The organism is uncultured Parvimonas sp. (assembly GCF_963524015.1).
Taxonomy (GTDB): domain Bacteria; phylum Bacillota; class Clostridia; order Tissierellales; family Peptoniphilaceae; genus Parvimonas.
Genome location: NZ_CAURDT010000003.1, coordinates 72,725 through 99,669, shown reverse-complemented (window position 1 = coordinate 99,669; position 26,945 = coordinate 72,725). Strand labels below are relative to the sequence as shown.

General features: G+C 28.3%; 29 protein-coding genes. 19 read left to right on the top strand and 10 right to left on the bottom strand.

What is annotated here, in order from left to right:
• The first annotated feature begins 103 nt into the window (after positions 1-103).
• From RWJ08_RS05000 to RWJ08_RS04945, 12 genes are all read left to right on the top strand, one after another.
• On the top strand, positions 104-1,219 hold the full coding sequence (locus RWJ08_RS05000; RefSeq protein WP_313961288.1) for an ATP-NAD kinase family protein: 1,116 nt from the start codon (positions 104-106) through the stop codon (positions 1,217-1,219).
• A 161-nt stretch (positions 1,220-1,380) separates the two neighbouring features.
• Positions 1,381-1,950 (top strand): TetR/AcrR family transcriptional regulator, encoded by a 570-nt coding sequence (locus RWJ08_RS04995; RefSeq protein ID WP_313961287.1) that lies wholly within the window; start codon positions 1,381-1,383, stop codon positions 1,948-1,950.
• 102 nt (positions 1,951-2,052) lie between these two features.
• Positions 2,053-2,814, top strand: coding sequence for an FAD-dependent oxidoreductase (locus RWJ08_RS04990; protein WP_313961286.1), 762 nt, complete (start codon positions 2,053-2,055; stop codon positions 2,812-2,814).
• A gap of 311 nt (positions 2,815-3,125) precedes the next feature.
• Positions 3,126-3,494, top strand: a complete 369-nt coding sequence (locus RWJ08_RS04985; RefSeq protein ID WP_313961285.1) for a YtxH domain-containing protein — start codon at positions 3,126-3,128, stop codon at positions 3,492-3,494.
• Positions 3,495-3,504: 10 nt separating this feature from the next.
• Positions 3,505-3,975 carry a hypothetical protein gene (locus RWJ08_RS04980; protein WP_293439481.1) on the top strand — a complete coding sequence of 157 codons (471 nt, stop codon included), beginning with the start codon at positions 3,505-3,507 and terminating at the stop codon, positions 3,973-3,975.
• Between the two features lie 58 nt (positions 3,976-4,033).
• Positions 4,034-4,786, top strand: a complete 753-nt coding sequence (locus RWJ08_RS04975; protein WP_313961284.1) for a formate/nitrite transporter family protein — start codon at positions 4,034-4,036, stop codon at positions 4,784-4,786.
• Between the two features lie 11 nt (positions 4,787-4,797).
• The gene (locus RWJ08_RS04970; RefSeq protein WP_313961283.1) at positions 4,798-5,160 is read left to right on the top strand and encodes a LysR family transcriptional regulator; all 363 of its coding nucleotides are present in this window, start codon (positions 4,798-4,800) and stop codon (positions 5,158-5,160) included.
• Between the two features lie 126 nt (positions 5,161-5,286).
• Positions 5,287-5,622 (top strand): carboxymuconolactone decarboxylase family protein, encoded by a 336-nt coding sequence (locus RWJ08_RS04965; protein ID WP_293439476.1) that lies wholly within the window; start codon positions 5,287-5,289, stop codon positions 5,620-5,622.
• A 195-nt stretch (positions 5,623-5,817) separates the two neighbouring features.
• On the top strand, positions 5,818-6,315 hold the full coding sequence (locus RWJ08_RS04960) for a QueT transporter family protein (RefSeq protein ID WP_313961282.1): 498 nt from the start codon (positions 5,818-5,820) through the stop codon (positions 6,313-6,315).
• 149 nt (positions 6,316-6,464) lie between these two features.
• Positions 6,465-7,286, top strand: coding sequence for an undecaprenyl-diphosphate phosphatase (locus tag RWJ08_RS04955; protein ID WP_313961281.1), 822 nt, complete (start codon positions 6,465-6,467; stop codon positions 7,284-7,286).
• A 103-nt stretch (positions 7,287-7,389) separates the two neighbouring features.
• Positions 7,390-7,986 carry a hypothetical protein gene (locus tag RWJ08_RS04950; protein ID WP_313961280.1) on the top strand — a complete coding sequence of 199 codons (597 nt, stop codon included), beginning with the start codon at positions 7,390-7,392 and terminating at the stop codon, positions 7,984-7,986.
• A 113-nt stretch (positions 7,987-8,099) separates the two neighbouring features.
• Positions 8,100-8,537, top strand: coding sequence for a hypothetical protein (locus RWJ08_RS04945; protein ID WP_313961279.1), 438 nt, complete (start codon positions 8,100-8,102; stop codon positions 8,535-8,537).
• Between the two features lie 199 nt (positions 8,538-8,736).
• Here RWJ08_RS04945 and hpf read toward each other — a convergent pair whose 3' ends face one another.
• The gene (gene hpf / locus RWJ08_RS04940; RefSeq protein ID WP_009354801.1) at positions 8,737-9,261 is read right to left on the bottom strand and encodes a ribosome hibernation-promoting factor, HPF/YfiA family; all 525 of its coding nucleotides are present in this window, start codon (positions 9,259-9,261) and stop codon (positions 8,737-8,739) included.
• A 164-nt stretch (positions 9,262-9,425) separates the two neighbouring features.
• Between hpf and ymfI the strand changes: the two genes are divergently transcribed.
• Together ymfI and rpsD are read left to right on the top strand one after the other, a co-directional pair.
• Positions 9,426-10,163, top strand: coding sequence for an elongation factor P 5-aminopentanone reductase (gene ymfI, locus RWJ08_RS04935; protein WP_313961278.1), 738 nt, complete (start codon positions 9,426-9,428; stop codon positions 10,161-10,163).
• Positions 10,164-10,274: 111 nt separating this feature from the next.
• On the top strand, positions 10,275-10,874 hold the full coding sequence (gene rpsD / locus RWJ08_RS04930) for a 30S ribosomal protein S4 (RefSeq protein ID WP_029950238.1): 600 nt from the start codon (positions 10,275-10,277) through the stop codon (positions 10,872-10,874).
• 93 nt (positions 10,875-10,967) lie between these two features.
• Here the strand turns inward: rpsD and brnQ are convergent, their stop codons facing one another.
• Positions 10,968-12,248 (bottom strand): branched-chain amino acid transport system II carrier protein, encoded by a 1,281-nt coding sequence (gene brnQ, locus RWJ08_RS04925; RefSeq protein WP_313961277.1) that lies wholly within the window; start codon positions 12,246-12,248, stop codon positions 10,968-10,970.
• Positions 12,249-12,528: 280 nt separating this feature from the next.
• Here brnQ and RWJ08_RS04920 point away from each other — a divergent pair, with 280 nt between their 5' ends.
• Both RWJ08_RS04920 and pepF read left to right on the top strand, forming a co-directional pair.
• On the top strand, positions 12,529-13,185 hold the full coding sequence (locus tag RWJ08_RS04920) for a hypothetical protein (RefSeq protein ID WP_313961276.1): 657 nt from the start codon (positions 12,529-12,531) through the stop codon (positions 13,183-13,185).
• A 157-nt stretch (positions 13,186-13,342) separates the two neighbouring features.
• The gene (pepF, locus tag RWJ08_RS04915) at positions 13,343-15,136 is read left to right on the top strand and encodes an oligoendopeptidase F (protein WP_313961275.1); all 1,794 of its coding nucleotides are present in this window, start codon (positions 13,343-13,345) and stop codon (positions 15,134-15,136) included.
• A gap of 71 nt (positions 15,137-15,207) precedes the next feature.
• Here the strand turns inward: pepF and RWJ08_RS04910 are convergent, their stop codons facing one another.
• The 7 genes from RWJ08_RS04910 to dnaX all read right to left on the bottom strand — a co-directional run bounded on the left by RWJ08_RS04910 (position 15,208) and on the right by dnaX (position 21,506).
• Positions 15,208-15,525 carry an AzlD domain-containing protein gene (locus RWJ08_RS04910; RefSeq protein WP_009355097.1) on the bottom strand — a complete coding sequence of 106 codons (318 nt, stop codon included), beginning with the start codon at positions 15,523-15,525 and terminating at the stop codon, positions 15,208-15,210.
• 20 nt (positions 15,526-15,545) lie between these two features.
• Positions 15,546-16,262 (bottom strand): AzlC family ABC transporter permease, encoded by a 717-nt coding sequence (locus RWJ08_RS04905; protein WP_009354625.1) that lies wholly within the window; start codon positions 16,260-16,262, stop codon positions 15,546-15,548.
• Between the two features lie 25 nt (positions 16,263-16,287).
• Positions 16,288-16,896, bottom strand: a complete 609-nt coding sequence (gene recR, locus RWJ08_RS04900) for a recombination mediator RecR (protein ID WP_009355106.1) — start codon at positions 16,894-16,896, stop codon at positions 16,288-16,290.
• Positions 16,897-16,898: 2 nt separating this feature from the next.
• Positions 16,899-17,240 (bottom strand): YbaB/EbfC family nucleoid-associated protein, encoded by a 342-nt coding sequence (locus RWJ08_RS04895; protein WP_009355034.1) that lies wholly within the window; start codon positions 17,238-17,240, stop codon positions 16,899-16,901.
• A gap of 216 nt (positions 17,241-17,456) precedes the next feature.
• Positions 17,457-18,614 (bottom strand): serpin family protein, encoded by a 1,158-nt coding sequence (locus tag RWJ08_RS04890; RefSeq protein WP_313961274.1) that lies wholly within the window; start codon positions 18,612-18,614, stop codon positions 17,457-17,459.
• 62 nt (positions 18,615-18,676) lie between these two features.
• Entirely contained in the window at positions 18,677-19,825 is a 1,149-nt protein-coding gene (locus tag RWJ08_RS04885) for a serpin family protein (RefSeq protein ID WP_313961273.1), read from the bottom strand.
• 46 nt (positions 19,826-19,871) lie between these two features.
• Complete coding sequence (gene dnaX / locus RWJ08_RS04880) at positions 19,872-21,506, bottom strand: DNA polymerase III subunit gamma/tau (protein ID WP_313961272.1); 1,635 nt, start codon at positions 21,504-21,506, stop codon at positions 19,872-19,874.
• Between the two features lie 390 nt (positions 21,507-21,896).
• Here dnaX and RWJ08_RS04875 point away from each other — a divergent pair, with 390 nt between their 5' ends.
• Together RWJ08_RS04875 and RWJ08_RS04870 are read left to right on the top strand one after the other, a co-directional pair.
• Positions 21,897-22,577, top strand: coding sequence for a YitT family protein (locus tag RWJ08_RS04875; protein ID WP_293439436.1), 681 nt, complete (start codon positions 21,897-21,899; stop codon positions 22,575-22,577).
• A gap of 86 nt (positions 22,578-22,663) precedes the next feature.
• A complete protein-coding gene (locus tag RWJ08_RS04870) occupies positions 22,664-23,842 on the top strand; it encodes a M20 family metallopeptidase (protein ID WP_313961271.1) in 1,179 nt (392 codons plus the stop codon).
• Positions 23,843-24,234: 392 nt separating this feature from the next.
• On the opposite strand, the gene RWJ08_RS04865 is transcribed toward RWJ08_RS04870, so the two are convergent.
• Positions 24,235-25,389 carry an NADP-dependent malic enzyme gene (locus RWJ08_RS04865; protein ID WP_293439430.1) on the bottom strand — a complete coding sequence of 385 codons (1,155 nt, stop codon included), beginning with the start codon at positions 25,387-25,389 and terminating at the stop codon, positions 24,235-24,237.
• A gap of 172 nt (positions 25,390-25,561) precedes the next feature.
• Between RWJ08_RS04865 and radA the strand changes: the two genes are divergently transcribed.
• Positions 25,562-26,929 carry a DNA repair protein RadA gene (gene radA, locus RWJ08_RS04860; protein ID WP_313961270.1) on the top strand — a complete coding sequence of 456 codons (1,368 nt, stop codon included), beginning with the start codon at positions 25,562-25,564 and terminating at the stop codon, positions 26,927-26,929.
• Positions 26,930-26,945: the final 16 nt, after the last annotated feature.

Sequence of the window (26,945 nt, the reverse complement as noted above, 5' to 3'; positions counted from 1 at the left end):
AAAAATATTGATTTATTATTTTATACTTGATATTATTAGGGTATAAAACTTTTATAAAATATTAATTCAAAAACAATTTAGTATTCAAATAGAGGAGGTCATTATGAAAAAAATTGGACTTTTAGTAAATCCCATTGCTGGAATGGGTGGTAGAGTTGGACTTAAAGGAACTGACGGAGCAGATATTTTAGAAAAAGCAATTTCGCTTGGTGCTGTTCAAGAAGCCCCTGAAAAAGCAAAGAAAGCTTTAGCTAAAGTTGTTGAATTAAAAGATAAGTTTAAAATTTATACTGCAAGTGGTCTAATGGGTGAAGAAGAATGTAAAGAGCTTGGACTAAATTATGAAGTTGTCTATAATTCAGCTGAAAAATCTTCAGTTACAGATTCAAGAGAGCTTTTGAAATACTTTTTAGAAAATGGTATTGAGTTGATTTTCTTTGTTGGTGGAGATGGAACAGCTAGAGATGTTTATTCTGTTATTGAAGATAAAATAGCTGTAATCGGAGTTCCTGCAGGAGTAAAAATCCATTCACCTGTTTATGGAAATACTCCTGAACAAGCTGGAAGTTTGCTTTTTGAAGTTATAAATGGAGTTGAGCTTCCGGTAATTGAAAAAGATGTTGTGGATATTGACGAAGATGCCTTTAGAGATGATAGAGTAGAAGTTAGACTTTACGGTTATTTAAAAGTACCCTATGATCAAAGGTATTTACAAAACAAAAAATCACAAACTCCTCAATCAGATAGTGATGCTCAAGTTTCAATTGCATGTGATATAATTGATGATATGAAAGATGATATCTTTTATATAATTGGATCAGGAACAACTCCTATGTACATTATGAAAGAATTGGACTTGCCATATACTGTACTCGGTGTTGATATAATAAAAAATAAAAAACTTGTAAAAAAAGATTGTAGCGAAAAAGACATACTTGAAGTAATAGGAGATGAAAGAGCTATTTTGATTGTAACTCCAATGGGTGGTCAAGGTTATGTTTTTGGTCGTGGAAATCAACAATTAAGTGCAAATGTTTTAAGAAAGATAGACAAAAAAGATATTATAATAATTGCTACAAATGGAAAGTTGGAGAGTATAACATCAGGACATCTTGTAGCTTATACAATGGACGAAGAAATAGATAAGAAATTAAAAGGCTATTATAGAGTTAAAATTGGATATGAAAGAGAAAAAATGATGTTGGTTGATAATGAATAAAAAATTGGGCGATAGAAATATCGTCTTTTTTTGTATAAAAGTATAATAAAAAATAATTTTTTATTTTTTCTATTGACACAAATAAAATAAATTGATATAATATGAATGAATATAAAAGTATATTCATTCATATTTGTAATCTTAAAAAAGGAGATAAACCTATGGCAGAGGATAAGAAAGTTCTTTTAAAAAAATCAGCATATGATGTTTTTTCCAAAAAAGGTTATAAAGCTACAGGTATTTCTGAAATAGCAAAAAGAGCTAGAATGGCTGTAGGATCTTTTTATAATTACTATGATAGCAAGGAAGAAATATTTGTTGATGTCTATGTTGATGAAAATAATCGTGTAAGACAAGTTATGATTGATGAAATTGACTGGAAAGGAGATATGGGAGAGCTTGTTGTTCAGATTTTTGCTTTAAGTCGAAAGCTCGTTTCTTCGAATAAAATTCTTAGAGAATGGTATAATCCAATTATTTCTACTGAATTGCATAATTACTATTATTCCAAAGATGGACAAGATAGGAATCCATTCCATAAATTTTTAGTTGATACTTTTACTAATCGTATGTTAGCTGAAAATTATTCAGAGGAAAAAATTCAAGAAATTCTTAAAGTTTATAAACTATTTTATTATATGGATACTCATATAACAGAAAATGAATTTCCAGAAATAAGTAAAACCATAGAACTTTTGGCAACTTATTTTGTAAAAGGACTTGAAAAATAAAGAGTAGAGTTCTTTTTTTAAGAAACTAAATGAATGAATTATAAAATATATTCATTCATTTATAAAATAAATTCTATTAATATAAAATGAAAGGAAAAAATTATGAAAGGACGTTCAAAAATGTTAAAAATCTTAATATCAATCTTGGTAATTGGTGCTATTGGTTGTCTTATTACTTGGGGAGCAATATCATATCTTGGTCGTACAGAAACATTACAAGTAAAATCAATTGAAAATACTGGTGGAGAAGTATATATAATTCGTTTGACAAAACCACAAAACAAGAGTTGGAAAGCAGGTTCGTATTCAAAGATTACTTTGCCAGAAGTTGAAAAGAAAGATAAAAGAACACGTTGGTTAACTATTGCAAGTTTAGATAATGAAGATGAACTTGTATTACTAACAAAAAATAGTGGAACTGCTTTTAAGAAAAATTTAACAAGTTTATCACAAGGGTCAGAAGTAAAAATAAGTTGGATAGGCTCTAAATTAGAAATTAAGGATGAAAATTCACCTCTTGTTTTTTTTGGGTCAGATGTAGGGATTGCTGCTATAAGACCTATTGTAAAAGAGTGGGCAGGAAAAAGAGAAATTATCCTAACTCATTTTGATAAAAATGTTTTAGCTTTTGACAAGGAATTGTCTGACTTATCTTCAAAAAATAAAAACCTAAATTATAGTAGGAGTAGTAGCATTGAACAAAGTAAGGAAAAACTAGAAGAGGTTATAAATAGATATAAAAATAAAGCAATTTATATTTTAACTGGACAACCTGACGATGTTAAATCAATGAGCAAATATCTAAAAGAAAAAGGAATTGATAACAAGCAAATTAAAACAGATAAGTTCACAGGCTTAAAATAAATTTTATAAACCAATTTTTTAGAAAATTTTTAAAATAATGGAGGTTTAATTCTCCATTTATTTTTTATACATTTTTATTTAGTACTACCTTTTTGAGCTAAAGTGTGTTATAATAATATTGTCTAAGGTTCCTGTCTGATTATGCCTACAGAATTAATAAGGGATTACGGAGTTCTTACTTTGATGGCAGCTCCATTGTGGAGAAACCGTGAGATTTAAGACAGTTTGCCCACCTTCAAATGCGAAGGTTTATATAATGGCAGGAGCCAAAAGACATTTTTAATAAAATAATAAATAATTAGGAGGTTTTTATGAGCTTATCAAAGTATATTGAACAAAGACGTTTAGAAAGAGAAAGAGAAGTTAGAAGAAAAATAAGAAAAGAAAAAGCAGTTAGTGCTGCAAAAATTGCTGCAGGAGTTGCTGTTGGTGCAGGGGTAGGAATCTTATTTGCTCCTAAATCAGGTAAAGAAACTAGAGAAGATATCGTTAGAGTGACTAAAGACGGTGTTGAATATGTAAGCGAAAATGTAAATAGTGCAGTTAAAGCGGTTGCTGAAAAAGCTAAAGAAGTTAAAGATGCTGTTGGAGAAAAATATGACGATTTCGCAAATAGAAATATGACAGAAATTTCTCCAGAAGTTGAAGAAATGGATATAAAAGAAGAAATAGAAGAATAGTGAGGGAAAAATGGTAACAATAGATTTAGATTTAACTTTAAGAGTTATTCTTTATTTAGTGGCTATAGTTTGTTTGCTAGCTTGTATTTGTTTCTTTACTAAGTTGATAAAAGTTTTTAGTAGAATCAACAAAATTTTAGAAAAGAGCGAAGAAAGTTTGGTTGCAAGTGCTGAAAAATTACCAAGTTTGGTTGAAAATGCTGATAAAGCTATTGCAAATTCAAACAAAATTCTTGAAAAGACAGATGAAATTCTAGCCGAAACAAAAGAAGATATAACTGATAGTGTAGAAAATGTGAGTTTGACACTTGAAAATGTAAGAGAAATTACAGATGATATTACAACATCTACAAGATTTGTTGCAGAACAAGTTGTTGATACTACAATGGATATTAGAGAAAATGTAGATAGTGTGGTTGATAAAGTAGATATGATTATGAATATCATAGAAACAATTAAATCTTACTTTAAGAAAAAATAATTTTATTATAACCAACTTTTGAAAAATTTCTATTTTTTAAAAAAGATAGGAGGACATTATGGGAGTTATAGGGAAATCAGAATTATTAGAATCGTTGTATAAAATCGGAGAGGGAAAGGCAAATTATAAATTAAATAAAATGCTAATTTTAGCATTTTTAGCGGGGTTATTTATTGCGTTGAGTGGACTATCTTATGTGGTCGTAAATACAGGAATGGCAAGTTTAAATCCAACTTATGGAAAATTTATTTCAGGAGTTTGTTTCTCGTTTGGACTTTTTGCTGTTGTTGTTGCTGGTGCTGATTTATTTACTGGAAATATTTTGATGTTAGCTCCTGCATTAGGAAAGAGAATTACATTTCCAAAAATGTTTAGAAATTGGGTATTTGTTTACCTATTTAACTTTGTCGGTTCTGTTTTTGTAGCGTTAGTTGTTTATTTTGCAAGTGTTATGACACCGGATATGCTTGCATTTTTACATAAAATTACCCTTGCAAAAACTACAGAAAGTTTTACAGTTCTTTTATTTAAGGGAATAGGTTGTAATATTTTCGTCTGTTTAGGAGTTTGGATGTCCTATGCGTGTAAAGATGGAGTTTCAAAATTCTGTGCATGTGCAATATCTATAATATTATTCTTGATTTGTGGATTTGAGCATAGCGTTGCAAATATGTTCTATCTTTCATATTCTTTTATAATATCAGATATAAGTGCAGGTGCAGTGATATATGATTTAATTCCTGTTACAATAGGAAATATAATCGGAGGAAGTATAGTAGCTACTTGTTATTATCTTGCTTATAAAGAATAGGAGTTGTAATTATGTTGGAATTTCCAAAAAAAATTAATATCAAAATAACTTTATATAATGAAGATTATTCATTTGGAAATGGATTATATCGATTGCTTTTATTGATTGATGAATATAAATCAATTAACAGAGCATGTAAAGAAATGAGAATGGCTTACTCAAAAGCCTATAAAATGATAATTCGCTCCGAAAAAGATTTGAACTGCAAACTTCTTGTAGGTAAAATTGGGGGAAAAGGTGGCGGTGGATCAACACTAACACCTGAGGCTAAAGAATTAATAACTTTTTATGAAAAAATAAATTCAAAAACAATGGAATTTGTAGAAAAAGAAATTTTAAACTTTAAAAAAGAAATTACTAAAACGGAGAATTAAAAATTCTTCGTTTTTTTATAAAATTTTTTAATAATATTCATAGAAAATTATTATAATTGATAAGTATTATATTTAAATAAAGATGGGTATGTAATATTACATAATAATAAAAGGAGGTCTTTTAAAATGGATCATGTAAAAGGATTAGAAAATGTAGTTGAAAATTCAAAGAATTTAGCGAGAGCTCTACCAGAAGAAATGAAAGCTTTTAGAGCTTTTTCTGGAGAAGTTTATAAAGATGGAGCATTAACTGTTAAAGAAAAAGAATTTGTTACACTTGGAATCGCAATTGCAGTTCGTTGTGAAGGCTGTATTGAAGCACATGTTAGAAATCTTGTTAATCTAAAAGCAACAAGAGAGGAAATTGCAGGAATTATTTCAGTTGCAATTGTTATGGGTGGTGGACCTTCAACAGTTTATGGAGCAAAGGCTTTAGAAGCATTTGACCAACTATCTAAATAGTTTTATACAAAAGTGGTGATAACACCACTTTTTTTGTTGAAAAAATATTTTATTTGTGATAAAATAATACGGTAATTTTTACAGAGAATAAAATTTAAAAGATTAGTGTTTTGCTTGGCACCCACTTTAAAAATCAAGTGCTGGGGCACATTTGCCCTTTTTTTGTTGAACAAAGCACTCCAAAAAGGAGGAAATATGAACGTAAAAAAAATTACAAGACAGGGAATGGTTGCAGCTATTTATGTTGTATTGACAATTCTTTCAGAATCTTTTGGATTGGGATATGGAAGTTTACAATTTAGACTTTCAGAAACTTTAGCAATTTTACCATTTTTCAACCCAGAATACACAATTGGTGTAACATTAGGTTGTTTTTTAGCAAATATTGCAAGTACAGTAGGAATTGTCGATATGGTAGTTGGAACTTTGGCAACATTTGTGGTTGCATTGATTATGACTAAAATGAAAAACTTTTATTTGGCTTGTTTAGTACCAGTTGTAGTAGGTATGCTTCCAATAGCATTGGAAATATATTTATTGATGCCAAATCCTGTTGGTTTTTGGGGCATTTTAGGAGAACTAGTTCTTTCTGAAGCTTTAGTTATCTATGCAGTAGGAGTTCCTGTTTTTTATATTTTATGTAAAAACAAAGCTTTTACAAAAGCTCTTGAGTTTAAAAAACAAATAAGATAATAAAATTGGTGTTTTACACCAATTTTTTTAAATTAAAATATTTTTTATAAAAAAGAGAGATTAATTTTATAAATATTTTAAAAGCCCTTTTCAAATTTATCAAAATGTGGTAAACTTTGACTATATATTTAATATTAAGGAGAGTTATTATGTGGTTATTAGATATAATCAAAGTCATTATTTTAGGTATTGTTGAAGGAATTACTGAATGGTTACCTGTGAGCAGTACAGGTCATATGATTTTGGTTGATGAATTTTTACAATTAAATCAATCAGCTGAATTTAAAGAGATGTTTTTAGTTGTTATTCAGCTTGGAGCGATTCTTGCGGTTGTAATTATGTATTTTAATAAGTTGAATCCGTTTTCTAAAAAGAAAACTAAGGAGCAACAAAAAGATACAATTAATATGTGGTTAAAGGTTATTGTCGGGGTTATTCCTGCAGGAGTTTTGGGAGTTCTGTTTGATAAAACTTTGGAAAAATATTTTTATAATTTCCCAACAGTTGCATTTACTTTAGTCTTATACGGTATTTTATTTATAGTTGTTGAAAACAATCCGAAATTTAAGAAACAAAATATAAGAAAATTTGAAGATTTAAGCTATTCATTAGCTTTTTATGTAGGATGTTTTCAAGTTTTAAGTTTAATTCCCGGAACTTCAAGATCAGGAGCTACAATTATTGGAGCATTAATCCTTGGACTTTCAAGAAGCTTAGCTGCAGAATTTTCATTCTTTATGTCAATTCCAGTTATGTTTGGTGCAAGTTTATTAAAACTTAGAAAATTTGGATTTGCCTTTAGCTTTTTCCAATTTTTCATTTTAATACTTGGAATGTTTGTAGCATTTGTAGTTTCCGTTATGGCAATTAAAATGTTGATGAGATACATTAAAAAGCATGATTTCAAAGTTTTCGGATATTACAGAATAGTTCTTGGTGTAATTTTAATTCTATATTATATTATCCGTTAATATAATTTAAATATTAATATAAAAAGTTAAATAGATTAGCTCTATTTGACTTTTTTTGTTATATTTGGTAAACTGAGTTAACATTATAAAGGAGGGAAAATCTATGAAAAAAAGATTTCTGATTACTGCTTTAATAATTTGTTTTTGCGGAGCTCTTGTTTCTTGTAAATCAAAGGAACAAACTGAAGAAAAACCAAAAGAAAATAATCAAGTAACTGTTAAAGAAAAACAAGTTAAAGAGAATATTAAAGAAGAAGACGAAAAGAATAAGGAAGAAAAGAAAGAAGAAAAGGAAAAAGAAGAAAAACCAACTGAAGAAAAGAAAGATGAAAAAGGATTGAGTTTTGTTGTTAAAAACTTAGGAAATAATGATGTGAAAAAAGTTGCAGAAAAAAATGATAAAATGTCTTTTGATATATATACAGTTGGAATGAATTTTACTGTAAAAGTAGATGGAAAAGAATATTCAATAAAAGATGCCATTTCAAAGGGAATTTTAGATGAGGATAAATTTATTGAAAAAATTGAACAAGATAAGAAAGATAATAAATGTACAAGTGAATTATCAAAAGATGGAAGTACATTAATATACAAATATAAAGATTATTCTATAGTTAAATATAATGCAGAAGATGAAGATATGTATATTACTAAAGAACAAGATTTAGACTCTTTAGAAAAAATATTGAATAAAAACTAGGTGAAAAAGGTCAACAACTGAGAATTGTTGACTTTTTTAATATCAAAATTAAAAATAATCATAATTTAACTTTTATTAAACTATGATTTTTATAAATGAAAGGATGTGTTTTTATGTGTAAAGAATGTTATGTAAATGAAAGTAGGATTACTCCGCTATTAAATCCTATAGATTGTTTGGAGAACCACACTCAGTACATTTGTGGTACTTGTGGAAGGTGTATTTGTATCGATCACGATTCCGTAAGAGATTTGCAACGTTGGAATTTTCCTTTTAAGTCTTTAGAGATTGCAAAATTATATTTGCGAACTGCAGATTACACGATGAAAAAACCTTGTGGAATTTATGAGATAAAAAGTGAAAATGGAAGACTTTCTTATAAGATTTTTGAAGGGGAAGAAAGTTTAAAGACATATTTAAAAAGAAATAAGGGAAAAACTTGTGAAACTATGAAACCTGCTTTTATAGTTGATGAATACCGTGAATATGAAAATACAGAGATTAGAAAATTAACTTCTGAAGAGGTGAAGAAATATATGTCAGAGAGATAAAAGTTTAATGTCAAAATAACAAGCATAGTCATTCCCCTAATACGTCATCTCGACCGGAGTGAAACGGAGCGGAGAGATCTCCTAAAGTCCCTAGAATATCAAAAAGTTCTGTATTGAAAAATACTTTTTAAGAATTATAATTCCACAAAAAAATCGCAGACTTTTCGTCTGCGATTTTTGTTAAAACTTGTTTTATTACTTAATCAGCTATTATTAAACCATAATTTCCATCTTTTCTCTTATAAAGAACATTTGTTTTTGAATCTTTTGCATTTTTGAAAATGAAAAAGTCATGATTTAAAAGCTCTATTTGTAAAATGGCTTCTTCTTCAGACATTGTAGCTACATCAAAGTTTTTAACTCTTACAATCTTTGATTCTTCTTCTTCCAAAGGTTCAGCTATTTTTTCAAATCTTATAGTTTCTAATGCTTGATATTTCTTTTGTAACTTTGTTTTGTTTTTCCTTATTTGTCTTTCAAGATTATCTAAAACTATATCTATTGAAGTATACATATCATTTGTACTTTCTTCTGCTCTAAGTATTGTACTGTTTGGTAAATAAATTGTAGCTTCAAAAATTTTATCATTTTTAACTGCACTGTAAGTAACTTTACCTTCGATATCCTTAGAGAAAAATTTATCCAATTTCTCGAACTTCTTTGCAGTAATTTCTTTTAAAGCATCTGTAATTTCAATGTTTTTACCTATAAATTGTAATTTCATACCAATACCTCCCTAACATTTTTTATAATTACATAAAATGTAAATATAATGTTACTTATATTATACCATATTTTACCATTAAATAACTAAACTGAACCTTAAAATTTTCGTTTTATATTTTTTTGTGGTATACTTAATTAGTATTTATTTTAAAAGGAGATATTATGAAAAGAGATACTGTACTTATAACTGGCTCATCAAGGGGAATTGGCTCTGCGATTGCAAAGACTTTGGCAAAAGAAAATTATAATATAGTCATAAACTACAAAGAAAATGAAACAGAGGCAAAAAAAGTTTTTGAAGAGATAAAAACATATAATCCAAATGTCTTGATGATAAGAGCTGATATAAGAAAAACTATCGAAGTTGAAAATATGTTTAATGAAATAGAAAAAGTATTCGGAAATGTCGATATTCTAATAAATAATGCTGGAATTGCTAGTGTAAGATTTTTTCAAGATATTACAGAAGAAGAGTGGGAAGATATCTTTAATGTAAATGTACATGGTTCATATCGTTGCATAAAGAGAGCCATTCCTTCAATGATTAATAATAAATATGGGAAAATAATCGGAATAAGTTCAATATGGGGAGTTACAGGAGGAGCACTTGAAGCGCATTACTCTGCGACTAAGGGGGCGATTATTTCTATGAATAAGGCTCTTGCAAAGGAACTTGGATATTCTGGAATAACTGTAAACACAGTTGCTCCAGGTGGAGTCGATACTGATATGTTGAAAGATTTACCAAAGGAGAGCATTGACGAGTACTGTTCAGAATTTCCTCTACAAAGACTTGCTAAGCCAGAAGAAATTGCAAATGCTGTAAAATTTTTAATTTCAAAAGAAGCTTCTTATATAACAGGACATGTTTTAAATGTAAATGGGGGAGCTTTTATTTAAAAAATCTTGAAAAAAACATAAAAAAGCTATTTACAAAAGATAAAAAAAGTTGTATAATCTAAACGTGGCTATAAATTATCGCGGCAAATAATTTATGGGGAGTATGAAAATATGGCAAAAATGATGGGACCTAGATTTAAACAATCAAGAAGACTAGGCTTAAATGTATGCGGACACCCAAAAGCTAACAAAAGAATGGGTAAAGGTCTTGCAAGAAATGACAAAAAATTAACAGAATATGGTTTACAATTACTTGAAAAACAAAGATTAAGAGCTTACTATGGAGTTATGGAAAAACAATTCAGAACTTATGTAGAAAAGGCACTTAGACAAAAAGAACGTATAACAGGGGATGCTCTTGTTATGATGTTAGAAACAAGATTAGATAACCTTGTTTACAGAATGGGTTTTGCTTCTTCAATTAGACAAGCAAGACAAATGGTAGTTCATGGACATATGCTTGTTAATGGAAAGAAAGTTGATATACCTTCATACGCAGTACAAGTTGGAGATGAAATCACTTTAAGAGAAAAATCACAAAAAGTTGAAATGTTCAAAGAAAACTTTGAATCTACATTCTTAGGAGTTGTTCCTTACATCGAAAAGAAAGAAGGATTAAAAGCAACTTTAACAAGAATGCCTGAAAGAGACGAAGTTCCAATTGAAATTCAAGACTCATTAGTAGTAGAATTCTACTCAAGATTAATTTAACAAAACAAAGCACGAATTATCGTGCTTTTTTGTTTGTAAAAAAGGTGATGTTATATTTCGAACATCACCTTTTTCTTTAAGTTTTATTAAAAATTATTTCTTTTTTATAAATAATGCTATTATAAATGCAATAAAACTTGGAATTATCCAGTTAAAACCTACATTGCTCAATGGTAAAATAGTTATAAATTCAAAAAGTCCTGTTTGTTCATAAAATACTTGAATAAAACTAATCGTAACAGCTGTGAATGTAGGTAGTTTAAAGATTAAATCATTTTTAATTCTATCTTTAAAAAATGCAAGTATAATTAAAACAATTGTTGGTGGATAAACAACCGCAAGTATTGGAGCACCTATTTTTACAATTCCATTAACTCCAATTATAGCTGTTACTGCACCAAAAATACAAATACAAAGTACAAAAGTAGAATATTTTACTTTTCCTTTTGTAATATTTACTAAATATTCTCCTGATGCAGAAGTAAGCCCGATTGCTGTTGTTAGACAAGCAAGGAATGAAGCCAAACCTAATGCAACTTTTCCTGCATTTCCTAAAAGATTTTGTGTTACATTTACGATAATTTGTGATTGTTCAATATTAAGTCCATATTCTGCAGAAACAGTTGCTCCTAAATATGTAAGTCCACCATAAATTAATCCTAAAGTAGTACAAGCAATAATCCCTGATTTAAATAACATCTTAACCTGTTGTTTAGGTTCGTTATAACCTTTATTTTTTAATGTTAATAATAAAACTGATCCTACTGCTAAAGATACGAAACAGTCCATTGTTTGATAGCCGTCAATTAATCCTTTTCCTAATACGCTATCTATTTTAGCAGTTTCTGCAGGAACACCAAGTGGGGAAATAATTCCCTTAACGATAATTACAACAAGTGCAAGAATTAAAAAAGGAGTTAAAAATTTTCCAATAATATCAACAACCTTTGACGGTCTTACTGTTAAAAAGTAAGTTAAAGCATAAAAAATAATTGCTACTATAGATATTGTAAAGATATTATGGAAACCTAATATTGGCTTAATTCCCATTTCATATGCAGTCGCACCTGTTCTTGGAATTACAAGAAGTGGCCCAACACACATAATAACCATAAAACTTAAAACTAAAGCAGGTTTCTTTCCAATTGGACTAAAAAATCTCATTATATCACATTCATAATATGTAACAGCCATTAAAGCTACAAGAGCCAAGCCAACAGCAGTAACTGTGAAGCCTAAAAATGTGATAAACCAAGAGCTACCTGAAAGAACTCCCAAATATGGGGGAAAAATCAAATTTCCTGCACCAAAAAACATTGCAAAAAGTGCAAAACCAAACGTTAACATATCAACTATGCTATTCTTTTTGTTCATTATATTCTCTCTCCTTAAAAATAAAAAAACTAAAATAACAAAAAAATACAAAACTTCGTATTTTGTCTAAACATATTTTACAAGAAATTAAGAAAAAACTCAATAGGAAAAACGGTTTTTTATAAAGATTTTTTGTGATTATTCTTAAATTTAAAGAAATTTATTATATTTTTTAACATATCAATTTAATTCAATATTACTTGAAAACAGAAAATGTTATATGGTATAATTTAATTAGGATGGAATGTTTTAGTATTTGATTGATTGTAGGAGGATTTTTATGAAAATAAAAAGAATTATAATATTTAGCTTTTTCTCCATATTGGTATTATGGTCTTTTAGTACAAATAAATCCATAGCTAAAGATGTTCAAGATGAAATTCAGGATAAAGATAAGGCATTGTCAAAAGAAGTAGATTTTGCTTCTGATGCCATTGTAAAATTTTATAACAATAGAGATTTGGGAGAAAAAAATAATTTAGAGCTCTATTTTTCAAAGGATGTCCTAAAACTTATGAATTATAAAATTAAGTATAATAATTTAAAGAGTAAAGAATTGGACAATTATTATTATAGATACGAAGTTACAGTAAAACCTGTAGATGTTGAAAAGTGGAAGCAAGACGGAAATTCTTTTAACTTTAATTTGCAGGTTATAACTGAATTTACTTATTCTAAATCTGATGAAATTAGTGATAATTCTTTAGTTTTAGAATTTACTGTTACTAAAGATAAAGAAGGTAATTTAAAGATTACAAGATGCTATCAAAGAATTCATTCTGAAGTTGATGAAGCAAAATTCTATGATATGCTTTCTAAAAACGAAGATGTAGATAAATGGTTAAATGAAAATTTTGAAGAAGCAAAAAAAGATTTGGAAAAATCAAAGGATTATTTTGGATTGGATTATTATAGGATTATCGCTGTTTGTTATTGATAAAGCGAAAATTTCTATTAAAATCGAGATTATTATTTATATCTTAATCTCGATTTTTTGTTAAATATTATTAAATATTTTATAATAAACTAATGAAAAAACTTTTTAAATATGGTAGAATAGATATTGTGGAAGAAAACATTTTTGGAGGTATGATATGAAAAGAAATGAAGTAGATAAAAGTTTAACTTGGGATTTGACTGATCTTTTTAAAACAGAAGAAGATTATAAAAAAGCCCTTAAAGAAATAGTAGATAAAACAGATGAACTTGTAAAGATTTATGAGGGGAAACTTGACTGTTATTGTACTATTAATAGTTGTTTGGAAGATTTAAAACCTATTTATGTATTGATTGATTTAACTGCAAATTATGCAAGTTTGGACTATGAAACAGATTTAGGTGGAAAAGAACAATTTGAAAGAATGGTAGATTTTGAAAATACCATTGCTCCAGTTTATGCCAAACTTAGCTTTGTAGAAACTGAAATTTTAGCAAACGACAAGAGAATTATAGAAAAGGCTATGAAAGAAAATTCTGAAAATAGAAGATTTTTAGAAAAACTTTTAGACAGAAAAGATCATACTTTATCAAAAGAAGTTGAAAGTACACTTTCAGCTTTGTCAGGAAGTTTTGAAACTCCTTATAGAGTTTATCAACAATCTAAAATGCAAGACTTATCTTTTGAAGATGTTGAAGTAAATGGTGTAAAAACTCCAATGACTTACAATGTTTTTGAAGGAAGTTTTGAAGTTGATTCAAATACTGAATTTAGAAGAGATGCTTTTAAGAAATTCTACAAGACTTTAGCAAAATATGAAAATACATTTGCAAGTGCATATTATAGCAATGTTCAACAAGATAAGGCAATGTCTAAAGTTAGAAAATACGACAGTGTTTTTGATTATCTTTTGTCTTCACAAGAAGTTACAATGGATATGTATAATAGACAATGTGATGTTATTATGGAAAAACTTGCACCACATATTAGAAAATATGCAAGACTTCTAAAGAGAGTAAATAAATTAGATAAGATGACTTTTTCAGATATGAAAATGCCATTAGATTCTGAATTCCAAAAAGTTTATAGTGTTGATGAATGTAAAAATATGGTTATAGAAGGGTTGTCCGTTTTAGGAAATGATTATAAAGCATATTTGGAAAGAGCTTTTGATAATAGATATATTGACTATGTGGATAATGAAGGAAAAGCATCAGGGGCTTTCTGCGCAAGTCCATACAAAGTGCATCCTTATGTACTTTTAACTTGGTCAGGAAATATGTCTGATATTCTTACTATTGCTCATGAACTTGGACATGGTGGCCATTTCTCACTTTGCCACCAAAATCAAAATATTTTAAATGTTGATTGTTCAACTTATTTTGTAGAAGCACCTTCAACAACAAATGAATTGATTATGGCTCATTATCTTCTTGAAAAAGCAAAGACTGATAGGGAAAGAAGATGGATTCTTTCTGAAATAATTTCAAAAACATATTATCATAATTTCGTAACACATTTCTTAGAAGCATATTATCAAAGAGAAGTTTATAAAATTATAGATAAAGGTGGAGCTGTTGATGCTGAAACTTTAAATACTATTTTTAAAGAAACTATGGAAAAATTCTTTGGTGAAGATGTTGAACTTGTAGATGGAGTTGAAAGAACATGGATGAGACAACCTCATTACTACATGGGACTTTATTCATATACTTACAGTGCAGGTTTAACTATCGGAACACAAATGTGTCTAAATATCCTAAAAGATAATTCAAAGGCAAAACAATGGATTGAAGTTTTAAAAGCCGGTGGAAGCAAAAATCCTGTAGATCTTGCAAAAATGGCAGATGTTGACATTACAACAGATGCACCACTTCTTAATACAATTGAGTACATTGGAAGTCTAATTGACGAAATGGAAAGATTAACTGATAAGATAGAACAAGAATAATTTACAAAAGATACTGATTAAATCAGTATCTTTTTTTGCATGAAAAAAGGAGCTTTGAGCTCCTTGTTTTTTTAAATAAATAAATTCATATAAAGAAATGTTGTAAGTATTGATGCAAATACAGTCAGTACCATATTTCTAGTTATATATGAAACTACTGAAGCAACCCCAATTGTAACTACATACATTAATTTATTAGCTGATTCTGCAACTAAGACTTCTCTTAAAATTAGTACAGACATTGAAGTATAAGGTACAATTTTAAAGAAAGTCATCAATTTTTTATTAAAAGTTTTTCCCTTAAGAAAGAATAATGGAAGAACTTTTGGAATTATAGTTACAGCAGCGGCAATTAATGTACCAACTATATAATAGTAATATTTGTCCATAATTTCTTATTATTCTCTCCTTATTCTTTTATTTCTTCTTCATCTTCTAAAGTTTCATCGCCGATTAAGAATATACCTACTATTGAAGAAAGTATTATTGAAAAAACTATATCCCAGCCAAGAGGAAATAATTTTGTATAATAGATAATAGCATATATTATTGCTGTTACGATGACAACTCTTACTGTTACTAGATGTTTTTTTACGTTTGGAACAAGTAGTGCTACAAAAAGTCCAAGGAGACCAACACTAAAAGCAACTTTTATATTTTGTGGTAAAAAGTCTCCCAAAAAGTAACCTACTATCGTGAAAATTCCCCAGATAAAATATGGAGGAATCTGTACTCCAAGTGTAAAAGGTGTATTTACTTTTTCTTTATTAAATGAAAGTATAGAAAAACTTTCATCTGTTAATAACCATCCTACGATAGGGAATGCTTTGTGATTTACCTTATCTACAGTCGCTCCAAGTGTAGCAGACATAAGGAAAAGTCTTGTATTCAATAAAAAAACGGAAACTGCAATTCCAAAAAGAGGAACACTTGATGTTAAAAAACCTACCAACATAAATTGAGCAGCTCCTGAATATAAAACAAAAGAACTTAAGAAAGCATGCAATAAACCTAGCGAATTAGTATTGCAAAGAATACCAAAAGTTATCGCTGACGGAATATAACCTATCCATATAGGAATTGAATGACGAACTCCTGATAAAAAGTTATTATTTGTCGATTTCATATTTTCCCCCATAAACATTAGAAACCTAATATTCTATCTCTCTTCTATCTTCTAATGCCTTTAAAAATGTTAATTCATCATAATTATCTACACTTCTACCTATAGGAATTCCATTTGCAATTTTTGAAATTTTAAGATTTTTGAATTTCTTTAGCAAATCGACAATATAAAGCTCAGTCAATTCGCCGTCAATTGTTTGACTAATAGCAAAAATAACTTCTTTTACATTATCTTTTTCAATTCTATCTAAAAGTGAATTTACATTTAAGTCATCCAAAGTTATGCCCTCTCTTGGAGTAACAAGACCATTTAAAATATGATAAGTTCCTTTATAAGCCTTAGTTTTTTCCAAACTAATAACGCCTTGCATATCTTCTACAACAGTAATAATTGACTTATCTCTTTTTTCATCAGCACAAATATTACAGATTTCATCTTCTGTTAAATTTCCACAAATTTTACAATGATGAGTATTCTTTTTCATATTTATAAGACTTTTTGCAAATTCAATTGTGTAATCATCATCCATTTCTAAAATCTTTAAAGCCATTTTAGTTGCGGATTTTCTTCCGATAGTTGGAAGTTTTGACAAATAATGAATAACTTCATCTATAGATTTAGTATAATTGTTCATTTTTATAATCCTGGAATATTAATTCCGCCTGTTATTTTATTGATTTCTGAATCGTGTTTTTCTTGAGCTTTTCTATTAGCTTCATTTATAGCTGTCATAATTAAATCTTGTAACATTTCAATGTCATCTGGATCAACAACTTCAGGATCAAGTTTAATGCTTAAAACTTCTTTTTTTCCATTGACAGTTACTTCAACTGCTCCACCACCTGAAGTAGCAGAAACTTCTTCTTCATCTAACATTTTTTGAGTGTTTTCAAGTTCTCTTTGCATTTTTTGCATTTGTTTCATCATATTACCCATATTCATACCGCCACCGTATTTAGGGAAACCACCTTTAGCCATAAACTACCTCCTAAAAATAACTTAATTATTCTAAATTAGTTTTACATTGTTATTGAAATTTTTTTGTTAATCAAATAACATAAAACTTTAAAAATCATACTTTATAATAGCATTTTTTTGAGTAGAAATCAATAATTTACAATAATAAGATAAAGCAAATTCAATAAAGTAAGAAAAAAAGACAATATCGGATTCGCTCCGATACTGTCTTTAAATTTATTTTTTACTTGGATCTACAATATAAGCAGAAAAAGTTATCAATTCAGTCTTACTATTTTCATCATAATCTTCAATGAATATATAGAAAGGTCTATCCATTTTAATATCAATATTTTTATTTTTTACTGGCATACTTGTTTCTTTAACATCTACTTTTGTTACTGCTTTAGCTTTTGCACCTTTTTCATCCATTTTTAGTGTAGAAGTTTGTTTAGCCTTACTAACCTTAACATTCATATCTGGCAATAATCTTTCTATTTTGAATTCATTTAATAATTTTCCAAGTCCAATCTTTGGAAATAGATTCATAAAATCAACCTGTGATTTAATATCTATCTTTGGCAAATAGAAATTTACATCATATCTTTCCTTACTTTCTTTAAAAGTATTTATAAGATTATATAATTGTTCTGCAGAAAAATTTTGTTCTTCTTTAGGCTTTATAAAATAAATATTTGAATGATTAGACCTAATACAAAATATTTCCATTACATCATTAGATATAGCTGTTACATTTTCAAAATGATTATACATTGTATCAACTTGTATTTTTGCACCGTCAGATTTTGTAAAATCTCTTTTTTCAGTCTTTTTTTCATCAAATGGTTGTTTCCATTTTACCTCGTAATTAATTGTGTCGATAAAACTTGCTACAACATCATCAGATATTTTTTCCTTATCCAAAACTTCATCTAAGTTGGATTTTTGAAATTTTTGATAAACTTTAGTTCCTTCTTCTGCTGATTTAACTGTTTTAATATTGCCATAATTAATATTTTTCGTTTCGCCTTTGATATTTTGTAAGTTTATCAAAATTAAATTCGCCAACTTTGTGTTTTTAAATTTTAAATTTTGAAGGTGAGCTTCGTCATAAAATTTAAAAAGTTGTAAATTTTCTCTATCATCAGTACAAAGAGAAATTAAATCCAAACATCTTTGGATAGAAAGAGGGGATAAAACTAAATTATCATCAGTTTTTTTGTTCTTTAATAAAGCTGTAAAAATATCCATATTTACTTTATTTATCTGCTTTGTCTGTGATGCATCAAATACCAGTTTGTCTCTGTTTTCTGGAAATAATTTCTCCGTCTTATTGCAAGATACTAAAGATACTAAAATGAACATTAAAAAAATTGTTTTTAATAGTTTTTTCATAGCATACCTCCGTTCTTAATACTACGATAACTTAAAAATCAACATTCTAACCGATAAAATTTTTAATTACTTGGATCTGTTATAAAGGCTGAAAAAGTTATTAGATTTGATTTACTTTTTTCATCATGGTCTACTATGATAATATAAAAAGGACTATCCATCTTTATAGTTATCTCTTTTTTACTAGGAATAGCTGTGGCCTTATTAGTTATTTTTGTAACAGCCTTAGCTTTTGCACCATTCTCATCAATCTTTAGAATTGAATTTTGCTTTGCATCTGTTACTTTAACTCCAACATTTTTTAATAATTTTTCTAATTTATAACCATTTAACATCTTCTCAAGCTCAAGCTCAGAAAATAATGATTTAAAATCAACTTCTGATTTTGTTTCTATCTTTGGCAAGAAGAAATTTACATCAGCTTTTTCGCTATTATCATTAAAAGCCTTTATACATTCCATCAATTTTTTAGAAGAAAAATAATTTTTAGTTTTAGGCTTAATAAAATAAACTTTTGATTCGTTTGCACTTAGTACAAAAGCTTCTTTTTCATTATCTGATATGGCTAAACTATCCTTAAATTGATTATACATTGTATTGACATTAATTACAGAATCATCTAATTTTGTGAATTCCTTCATTTTTGTATTTTTTTCATCGAACTTTTTATCCCACTTTGCATCATAATTCACAGCATCAATAAAAGATATAATGAAGTCGTTCTTGAATTCTTCTTTATCTAGAATTTCTTTCAAATTCTTTTTTTGAAAATCTTGATATACTTTAGTAGCATCTTTTCCGTTTTTAACAGTTTTAATATTATCATAGTTTAAATTTTTTGTATCTCCAGTAAAAATTTTAGTATTTATTAAAATTAAATTTGCTAAATTAGAATTTTTTAATTTTAAGTTTTGAAGATGAGCATCATCATAATTCTTTAAGAACTCTAAATTTTCTCTATCCTCCGTACAAAGAGAAATCAAATCCAAACATCTCTGAATTGAAAGGGGAGATAAAACAAAATTTTTCCCCTCATTAGATTCTAATAGCTTAGTAAAAATCTCTAAATTTAATTTGTTTATGGAATCTGTCTTGTCGACATTAAATGCAAGTTGTTCTCTATTTTCTGGAAATGGCTTCTCAGTTCTTAAACAAGAAGTAAGTGAAATAGAAACAAAAAGCAATAAAATAACTTTAAATAGTCTTTTCATAAGATACCTCCGTTCTTAATACTACAATAACTTAAAAATCAACATTCTAACCAATAAAATTTGCATAAATTGTCAATGAGTTTTGAACAGGCATATTAACTCTTGTAAAGAAATCATTCAAAACAGCTGTTTCTTTTAAAGCAAAACAATTATTTTCATCTAATTTATAACTTCCAAACTTAAATAAATATTCTTTACAATCAATATGCAAGAAATTATCTTTTGGAAAATAGAAAATTTCTTTTACACTTTCATCAAAGAGTTTAGAAACTGTTTTTTTGAAAATAGTTTCTTTTAAAACATCCTTAAAAGAAGTTAATTCAATTTTTTCGTGAATCTCATTATTTTCTTCTATAGGTTGTTCAACATCTTCTATATTTTCTTCTTGTTCTGTTTCTTCGATATTTTTTATATCATCTGTATTTTCTGTATTTTCAGTATTTTCTATATCTTCTATAATTTCCGTATTTTGAACAGATTCAATATTGTTTTCTGCTACTTCATTTGAAATGTCTTCTTTTTCTACAATATCAACTTTTACATTTCCACTTTTAATAATTGTTTCAAGGGTTTCAAGTCTCTTTTCAATTTCAGATTTTTCTTTCTTAAATGAACAGATTTTTATAATTAAAAGTTCAGCTAGAGCATTTTGCATATCACTTTTTTTCATTTTATCTTCAACATCTAAAAGATTTTCTAAAATGAAAATAAGCTCATCCATTTCAAATTTATTTGAATGTTCTAAATATCTCTTATACTCAACATCATTTAAAGTTGTAAGCTCTTTTTTTATACTCTTTACTAAAATTATATTTCTAAAATGTTTGATTAAATCAATGATTATATTATGTGGAGTCTTTCCATTTTTTACCAAATTTCTAAAAGTTTCAATAGTTTCGTTTTTAGATGAATTTAAAATTGACTTAGAAAGCTCAAATAACATATTTAAGTTCACAAGTCCTAAACATTCATTAATATCATCAATAGTAATTTTTTCTTTTCCGGTTGCAACAACCTGATCTAAAAGACTTAAAGCATCTCTCATTGCCCCTGAAGAAAGCTCAGAAATTAAATTAATTCCATCTTCTTCTATCTCAACATTTAGATTATTTAAAACATAATTTATATTTTCAACTATGTCTGAATTATTAATCCTTTTAAATTCAAACCTTTGACATCTTGAAATAATTGTATCAGGAAGTTTGTCAATTTCTGTTGTCGCAAGAATGAAAATTAAATGCTTAGGAGGTTCTTCTAAAATCTTTAAAAGAGCATTAAAGCCTTCATTTGTAATCATATGGGCTTCATCGATTATATAAACTTTGTATTTTACAATTTGTGGGGGATAGATTACTTTTTCCTTTAATTCCCTTATATCATCAATACGTCTGTTACTTGCGGCATCCATCTCCACAACTTCAAGAGCCTTGTCTTCTAAAATCATTTTACAATTTTCGCATTCGTTGCAAGGATTTCCGTCAATTGGATTTAAACAATTTACTGCACGAGCGAAAATTTTAGCACAACTTGTCTTTCCGGTTCCTCTTATTCCTGAAAAAAGATAAGCATGGCCTAAATTTCCCGTTCTTATTTGATTTTTTAAAATTTCAACAATATGAGCTTGACCAACTACTCTTGTAAAATCTTTAGGTCTAAACTCTCTATAAATAGCTTGTTTCAAAATTGCACCTCTAATATTTTAATTAATGTACTATATATATTATATCATAATTCCATTTTTATAACTAAATTAAGGTAATTATGATGAAATATTAATAGCTTTATCATTAGGCATAAAGTTATTAATATTATATCATAGTTCCTTTTTTATAACTAAATTTATGTAACTATGATGAAATATGAATATACTTATTATAATGCATAAGCATATTCATATTATATCATAAAAACAATTTATTATCATAAATAAAAAAGAGATATTAAAAAACAAGTTTTTTAAATTGTAAAAATCTAATATTTATAAAAATTAACAAAGTCCTTTATAAATCCATTTTTAAACATTGACAATTATTTCTATTTTTTATAAAATAACCAAGTAGGAGAGATAAAAATGAAAAAAGATAAATTATTTATTAGAATTGCCATGTCAATAATCGGAATGATTATTTTGGGGATAGGTGTATTTTTTACAATTAAAGTAAATTTGGGAGTTGACCCTGCAAGCACAGTTGACCTTGGAATGTCTAAACAATTAGGACTAAGTTATGGAAATTGCGCAGTAATTTTTAATATAGTATTTTTAAGTGCAATATTTCTTATTGATAGAAAATATATAAATATATCATCAATTTTAGCTATTTTTGTAATAGGTTATACAGTTGAAGCTATGAATGTTCTTTTTGGTTGGCTTAATTTACAAGATTTAGATATGATTTACAGAATTATAATTTGTTTCATTGGAACATTTATTATAGCTAATGGTGTTACAATTTATATTTTTACAGATTTAGGAGTTGGTGCAACTGACGGAATTTCTGAATTAATAAGTGATAAGACAAAATTTTCCTATAGAACTGTAAGGGTTATTTCTGATCTTGTGCTTGTTATTATAGGATATTTGATGGGTGGAGTTGTCGGAATTGGAACTTTGATAATAACATTCTTTGCAGGACCTTTTATTCAATTCACAAGAAAATTGCTTGCTCCTTCTCTTAAAAAAATATTGGGAGAAGAGTTAGTTGAGTCTGTTAATAAAGACGAAGAAAAATTTGAAAAAGAAGTTATTGCTTAAATTAAATAGGGGAAACCCTATTTTTTTTTATTGCAAAAAGTGGTATTATATTTCTATATTATTCTATTAAAAACAAGGAGGTTTTTATGGATATTTTAAAATTAGTAAAAGAAAAAGAAGAAAAAGTTATAAAGATTAGACGAGATTTACATCAAATTCCAGAGCTAGAATTGGAACTTCCAAAAACTATGGAATATATTTCAAAAGTTTTAGATGAAATAGGAGTAAATTATAAAAAATTAGTAAATGGGAATGCAATTGTGGTTCAAATCGACGGAGAGCAAAAAGGTAAATGTATTGCAATAAGAGCTGATAGCGATGCACTTCCTGTCGTTGAAGACACAGGACTTCCTTTTGCTTCTACAAATGGAAATATGCATGCTTGCGGACATGATGGACATACTGCAATGGCACTTGGAGCTTGTATGATATTAAATGAAAATAGAGATAAACTTAAGGGAACTGTAAAAATATTCTTCCAACCTGGAGAGGAAACACCGGGAGGAGCTTTACCTATGATTGAAGAAGGCTGTATGGAAAATCCAAAAGTTGATGCAGTAATTGGACTCCATGAAGGTTGTTTGATTCCTATTGAATATGGAAAGATAGGCGTAAAAGCAGGAGCTATAATGGCATCAGCAGATATTTTTGAAATAAATGTAAAAGGAAAATCCTCACATGCCGCAACACCTCATCTTTCTGCTGATCCAATTGTAGTTTCATCAGAAATTGTTCTTGGACTTCAAAAGATAATTTCAAGAGAAATAAATCCTATTTCAAATGCAGTTTTGACTATTGGAATAATTAGAGGAGGAAATGCTCATAATGTAATTCCTGAATCTGTTTACATCAAAGGAACAGTTAGAACTTTAGACGAAAAAGTAAGAGAATTCATCGCAAAGCGAATTGAAGAAATTGCAGGTGGAATTGCAAAAGCTTATAATTGTGAAGCTGAAACAATTTATCACTTTATGTATCCTGTAGTTATGAATGATGAAAAATTTACTGAATTTTTTATAGAAAATACAAAAGAAATTTTAGGAGAGAATTCAGTTGAAATTATAAAAAATCCGAGCATGGGTGGAGAAGATGTTGCTTACTTCCTACAAAGAGCAAAAGGAACTTACTTTATGCTTTCAAATCCAAAGCTTCACGAGGGAGATAAAATATATCCTCATCATCATAGTAAATTCGATGTTGAAGAAAGTTTGTTTTACAAGGGAATGTGTGCAGTTTTGGGAACTGTTTTTAAATATTTAAGCTAGAAAAATGGATTGTCGAAAACGACAATCCATTTTGTATTCTCAAATTTATTTTTTATGTATCTCCGATACATTCATTTTTGTTTGCAACAAAAATGTGAGATTTCTCCACTACGGTCGAAATGACGTATAAGGAAAAATCTTCGTATAATAGCTTAACGTGAACAGTAAATAATCTTTAGAAAATCGTTAAGTAAATAAAAAGTTTCACGTAATAACAACTGGCAAAGAAATTCCCCTAATACGTCATCTCGACCGGAATGAGCGAAGCGAATAAAGTGGAGAGATCTCATAGTTTTGCGTGTTTACAAGCAAAACTAAATGTATCGAAGATACATCCAAAAAATATAACAAAAAATCCCCAACATTTGTTGAGGATTTATTTTAAATATCTACTATTTAACTTTTTCTGCAACTGCTTTTGCAACTGTATCAGCTACATTTTCTTCAAAAGCTGAAACAATAATATAATCTTCTCTAATTTTGTCATCAGGAATCATACTTGCAAGTCCGTATGATGCAGCTAATTTCATTTCATCAGTAATTTTCTTAGCCTTTGCTTCTAAAGCACCTTTGAAAATTCCAGGGAAAGCAACTACATTGTTAATTTGGTTAGGCATATCGGATCTTCCTGTTGCAGCAACTCTTGCTCCAGCTTCTTTTGCATCTGCATAAAGAATTTCAGGTTGAGGATTTGCCATTGCAAATACAATCGCATCTTTATTCATTGAAGCGACCATTTCTTTAGTAACTAAATCTTTTTGACTTACACCAATGAATACGTCAGCACCAACAAATGCTTCTTTCATAGTCATATCTTTTTGTTCTTTATTTGTAATTTCAGCTAATTCTTTCTTTACAAAATTATAATTTTCTGAATGTTTTTTATTAATTGCACCTTTTGAGTCGAATGCAATTACATTTTCAACACCTAACATCATAATTAATTTTATGATTGAATATCCAGCAGCGCCAGCTCCTGAAACAACAACTTTAATATCCTTAGCTTCTTTTTTAACTAATTTTAATGCATTGATTAATGCAGCTGTAACAACTATTGCAGTACCATGTTGGTCATCGTGGAATACTGGAATATCAAGTTCATCTATTAATGTTCTTTCAATTTCAACACATCTTGGAGAAGAAATATCTTCAAGATTAATTCCACCAAATGTAGGAGCAAGAGCTTTTACAATTGAAATAATTTCCTTTGGATCTTTTGTATCTAAAACTATAGGAACAGCATTAACTCCACCAAATTTTTTAAATAAACAGCATTTTCCTTCCATAACAGGCATTGCGGCTTCAGGACCTATATCCCCAAGACCTAAAACAGCAGTTCCGTCTGAAATAACAGCAATAGTATTAGCTTTACTTGTATATTTATAAGCTAAAGAAGGGTCTTTGCTTATTTCCATACAAGGTCTTGCAACGCCTGGAGTATATGCATAAGTTAAATCCTCAGCATTTTCCAATTTTGCTTTTAATTCTGTTGATAATTTTCCTTGCCATTGTTCGTGAAGTAACAATGCTTTTTCGTAAACATCCATTTTTTTCTCTCCTTTATAATAAAATTATTCATTCGTTGTTAATATACTACAAAGATTTCTAAAAGTCAATACAAGCAAATAATTCAATTAATAATTTAACTTGCAAAAATTATTCAAATTTCGCCTATTGCTTTTTGAAATTTTTTACATTAAAATATAGTTGGTGATTAAAATGAAAACAAAGAAAAAATATATATGTTCAAATTGCAAGAAAGAGTCATTGGGCTGGCAAGGAAAATGTAGTTTTTGTGGTAGTTGGGGAACGATAGAAGAGATTGAAGTTTCCGACGTGAAGAGTTCAACTGACAAAATTGTTGCAAAGGGAAAAGTTGAAAAGTTAAAAAATGTAAATGTAAATGAAAATGATAGATTTATAACTGGAATTGATGAGTTAAATCGTGTTTTAGGTGGTGGAATTGTAAGGGATAGTGTAAATATTTTAACTGCAAGACCTGGTTGTGGTAAAAGTACATTACTTTTACAACTTGCATTAGACTTTGCAAGTAGAAATGTAAAATCTATCTATATTTCTGCTGAGGAAAGTTCCTCACAGATAAAGTCAAGAGCAAATAGAATTGTAAAAGAAATCCCTGAAAATATTTGGATACAATCTACACAAAGTATGGATGAGGCTTTGAGTTCAATTGAAGAGGTTGATGCTGAAATTGTAATTTTAGATAGTATTCAAACTGTTATGTTAAGTTCAATTCCCTCAAGGGCTGGTTCTCCAACACAAACTGTTGAATGTATAAACGAATTAGTTAGAGTTGCAAAAAATCCTAAAAGGCCAAGAGCAATTTTTATAGTTTGTCATATGACAAAGCAAGATGAAATGGCAGGACTTAGGACTTTGGAACATATGGTGGATTCTGTTTTGCTTTTAGAGGGAGAGTCTGACGAAAGTTTAAGAACTCTTACAAGTACAAAAAATAGATTTGGAAGAACTGGAGAAATCGGACTTTTTAAAATGGAAGAGTATGGACTTTTAGAAATTAAAAATCCATCAGAATTTTTTGTAACTCAAAGAGAAAAAGATATTTGTGGAAGTGTACTATCTGTTGTAAAAGAGGGAAGCAGAATGTTAGTTGTTGAAGTTGAAAGTCTAGTTTCTCAATCTTTTACAAGTTATCCTGCGAGAATTGGAGATAGTCTTAAAAAAGATCAATTAAATACATTGCTTTCTATTTTAGAAGAAAGAGCTGGATTTAATTTATACAATAAAAATGTAATTTTAAAGACTACGGGAGGACTTAAAATTTCAGAGCAATCTGTAAATTTAGCTGTAATTATTTCCGTTGCATCTTCAATTTTAAATAAATCAGTTCCAAGAGATAATGTATTTATCGCAGAGGTTGGACTTACTGGAGAACTTAAAAAAGTTCCTAATTTAAGCGAAAGACTAATGGAACTTGACAGAATGGGCTACAAAAAGGTCTATATTTCAAATGAAGTAGTGGATATTAAAAATTTAAAAACATTAAAAGTCGAAAAATCTAAAACACTAAAAGAAGTTATTGATAAAGTTTTCAGAAATGTTTAATATAAAAAACAAGGTT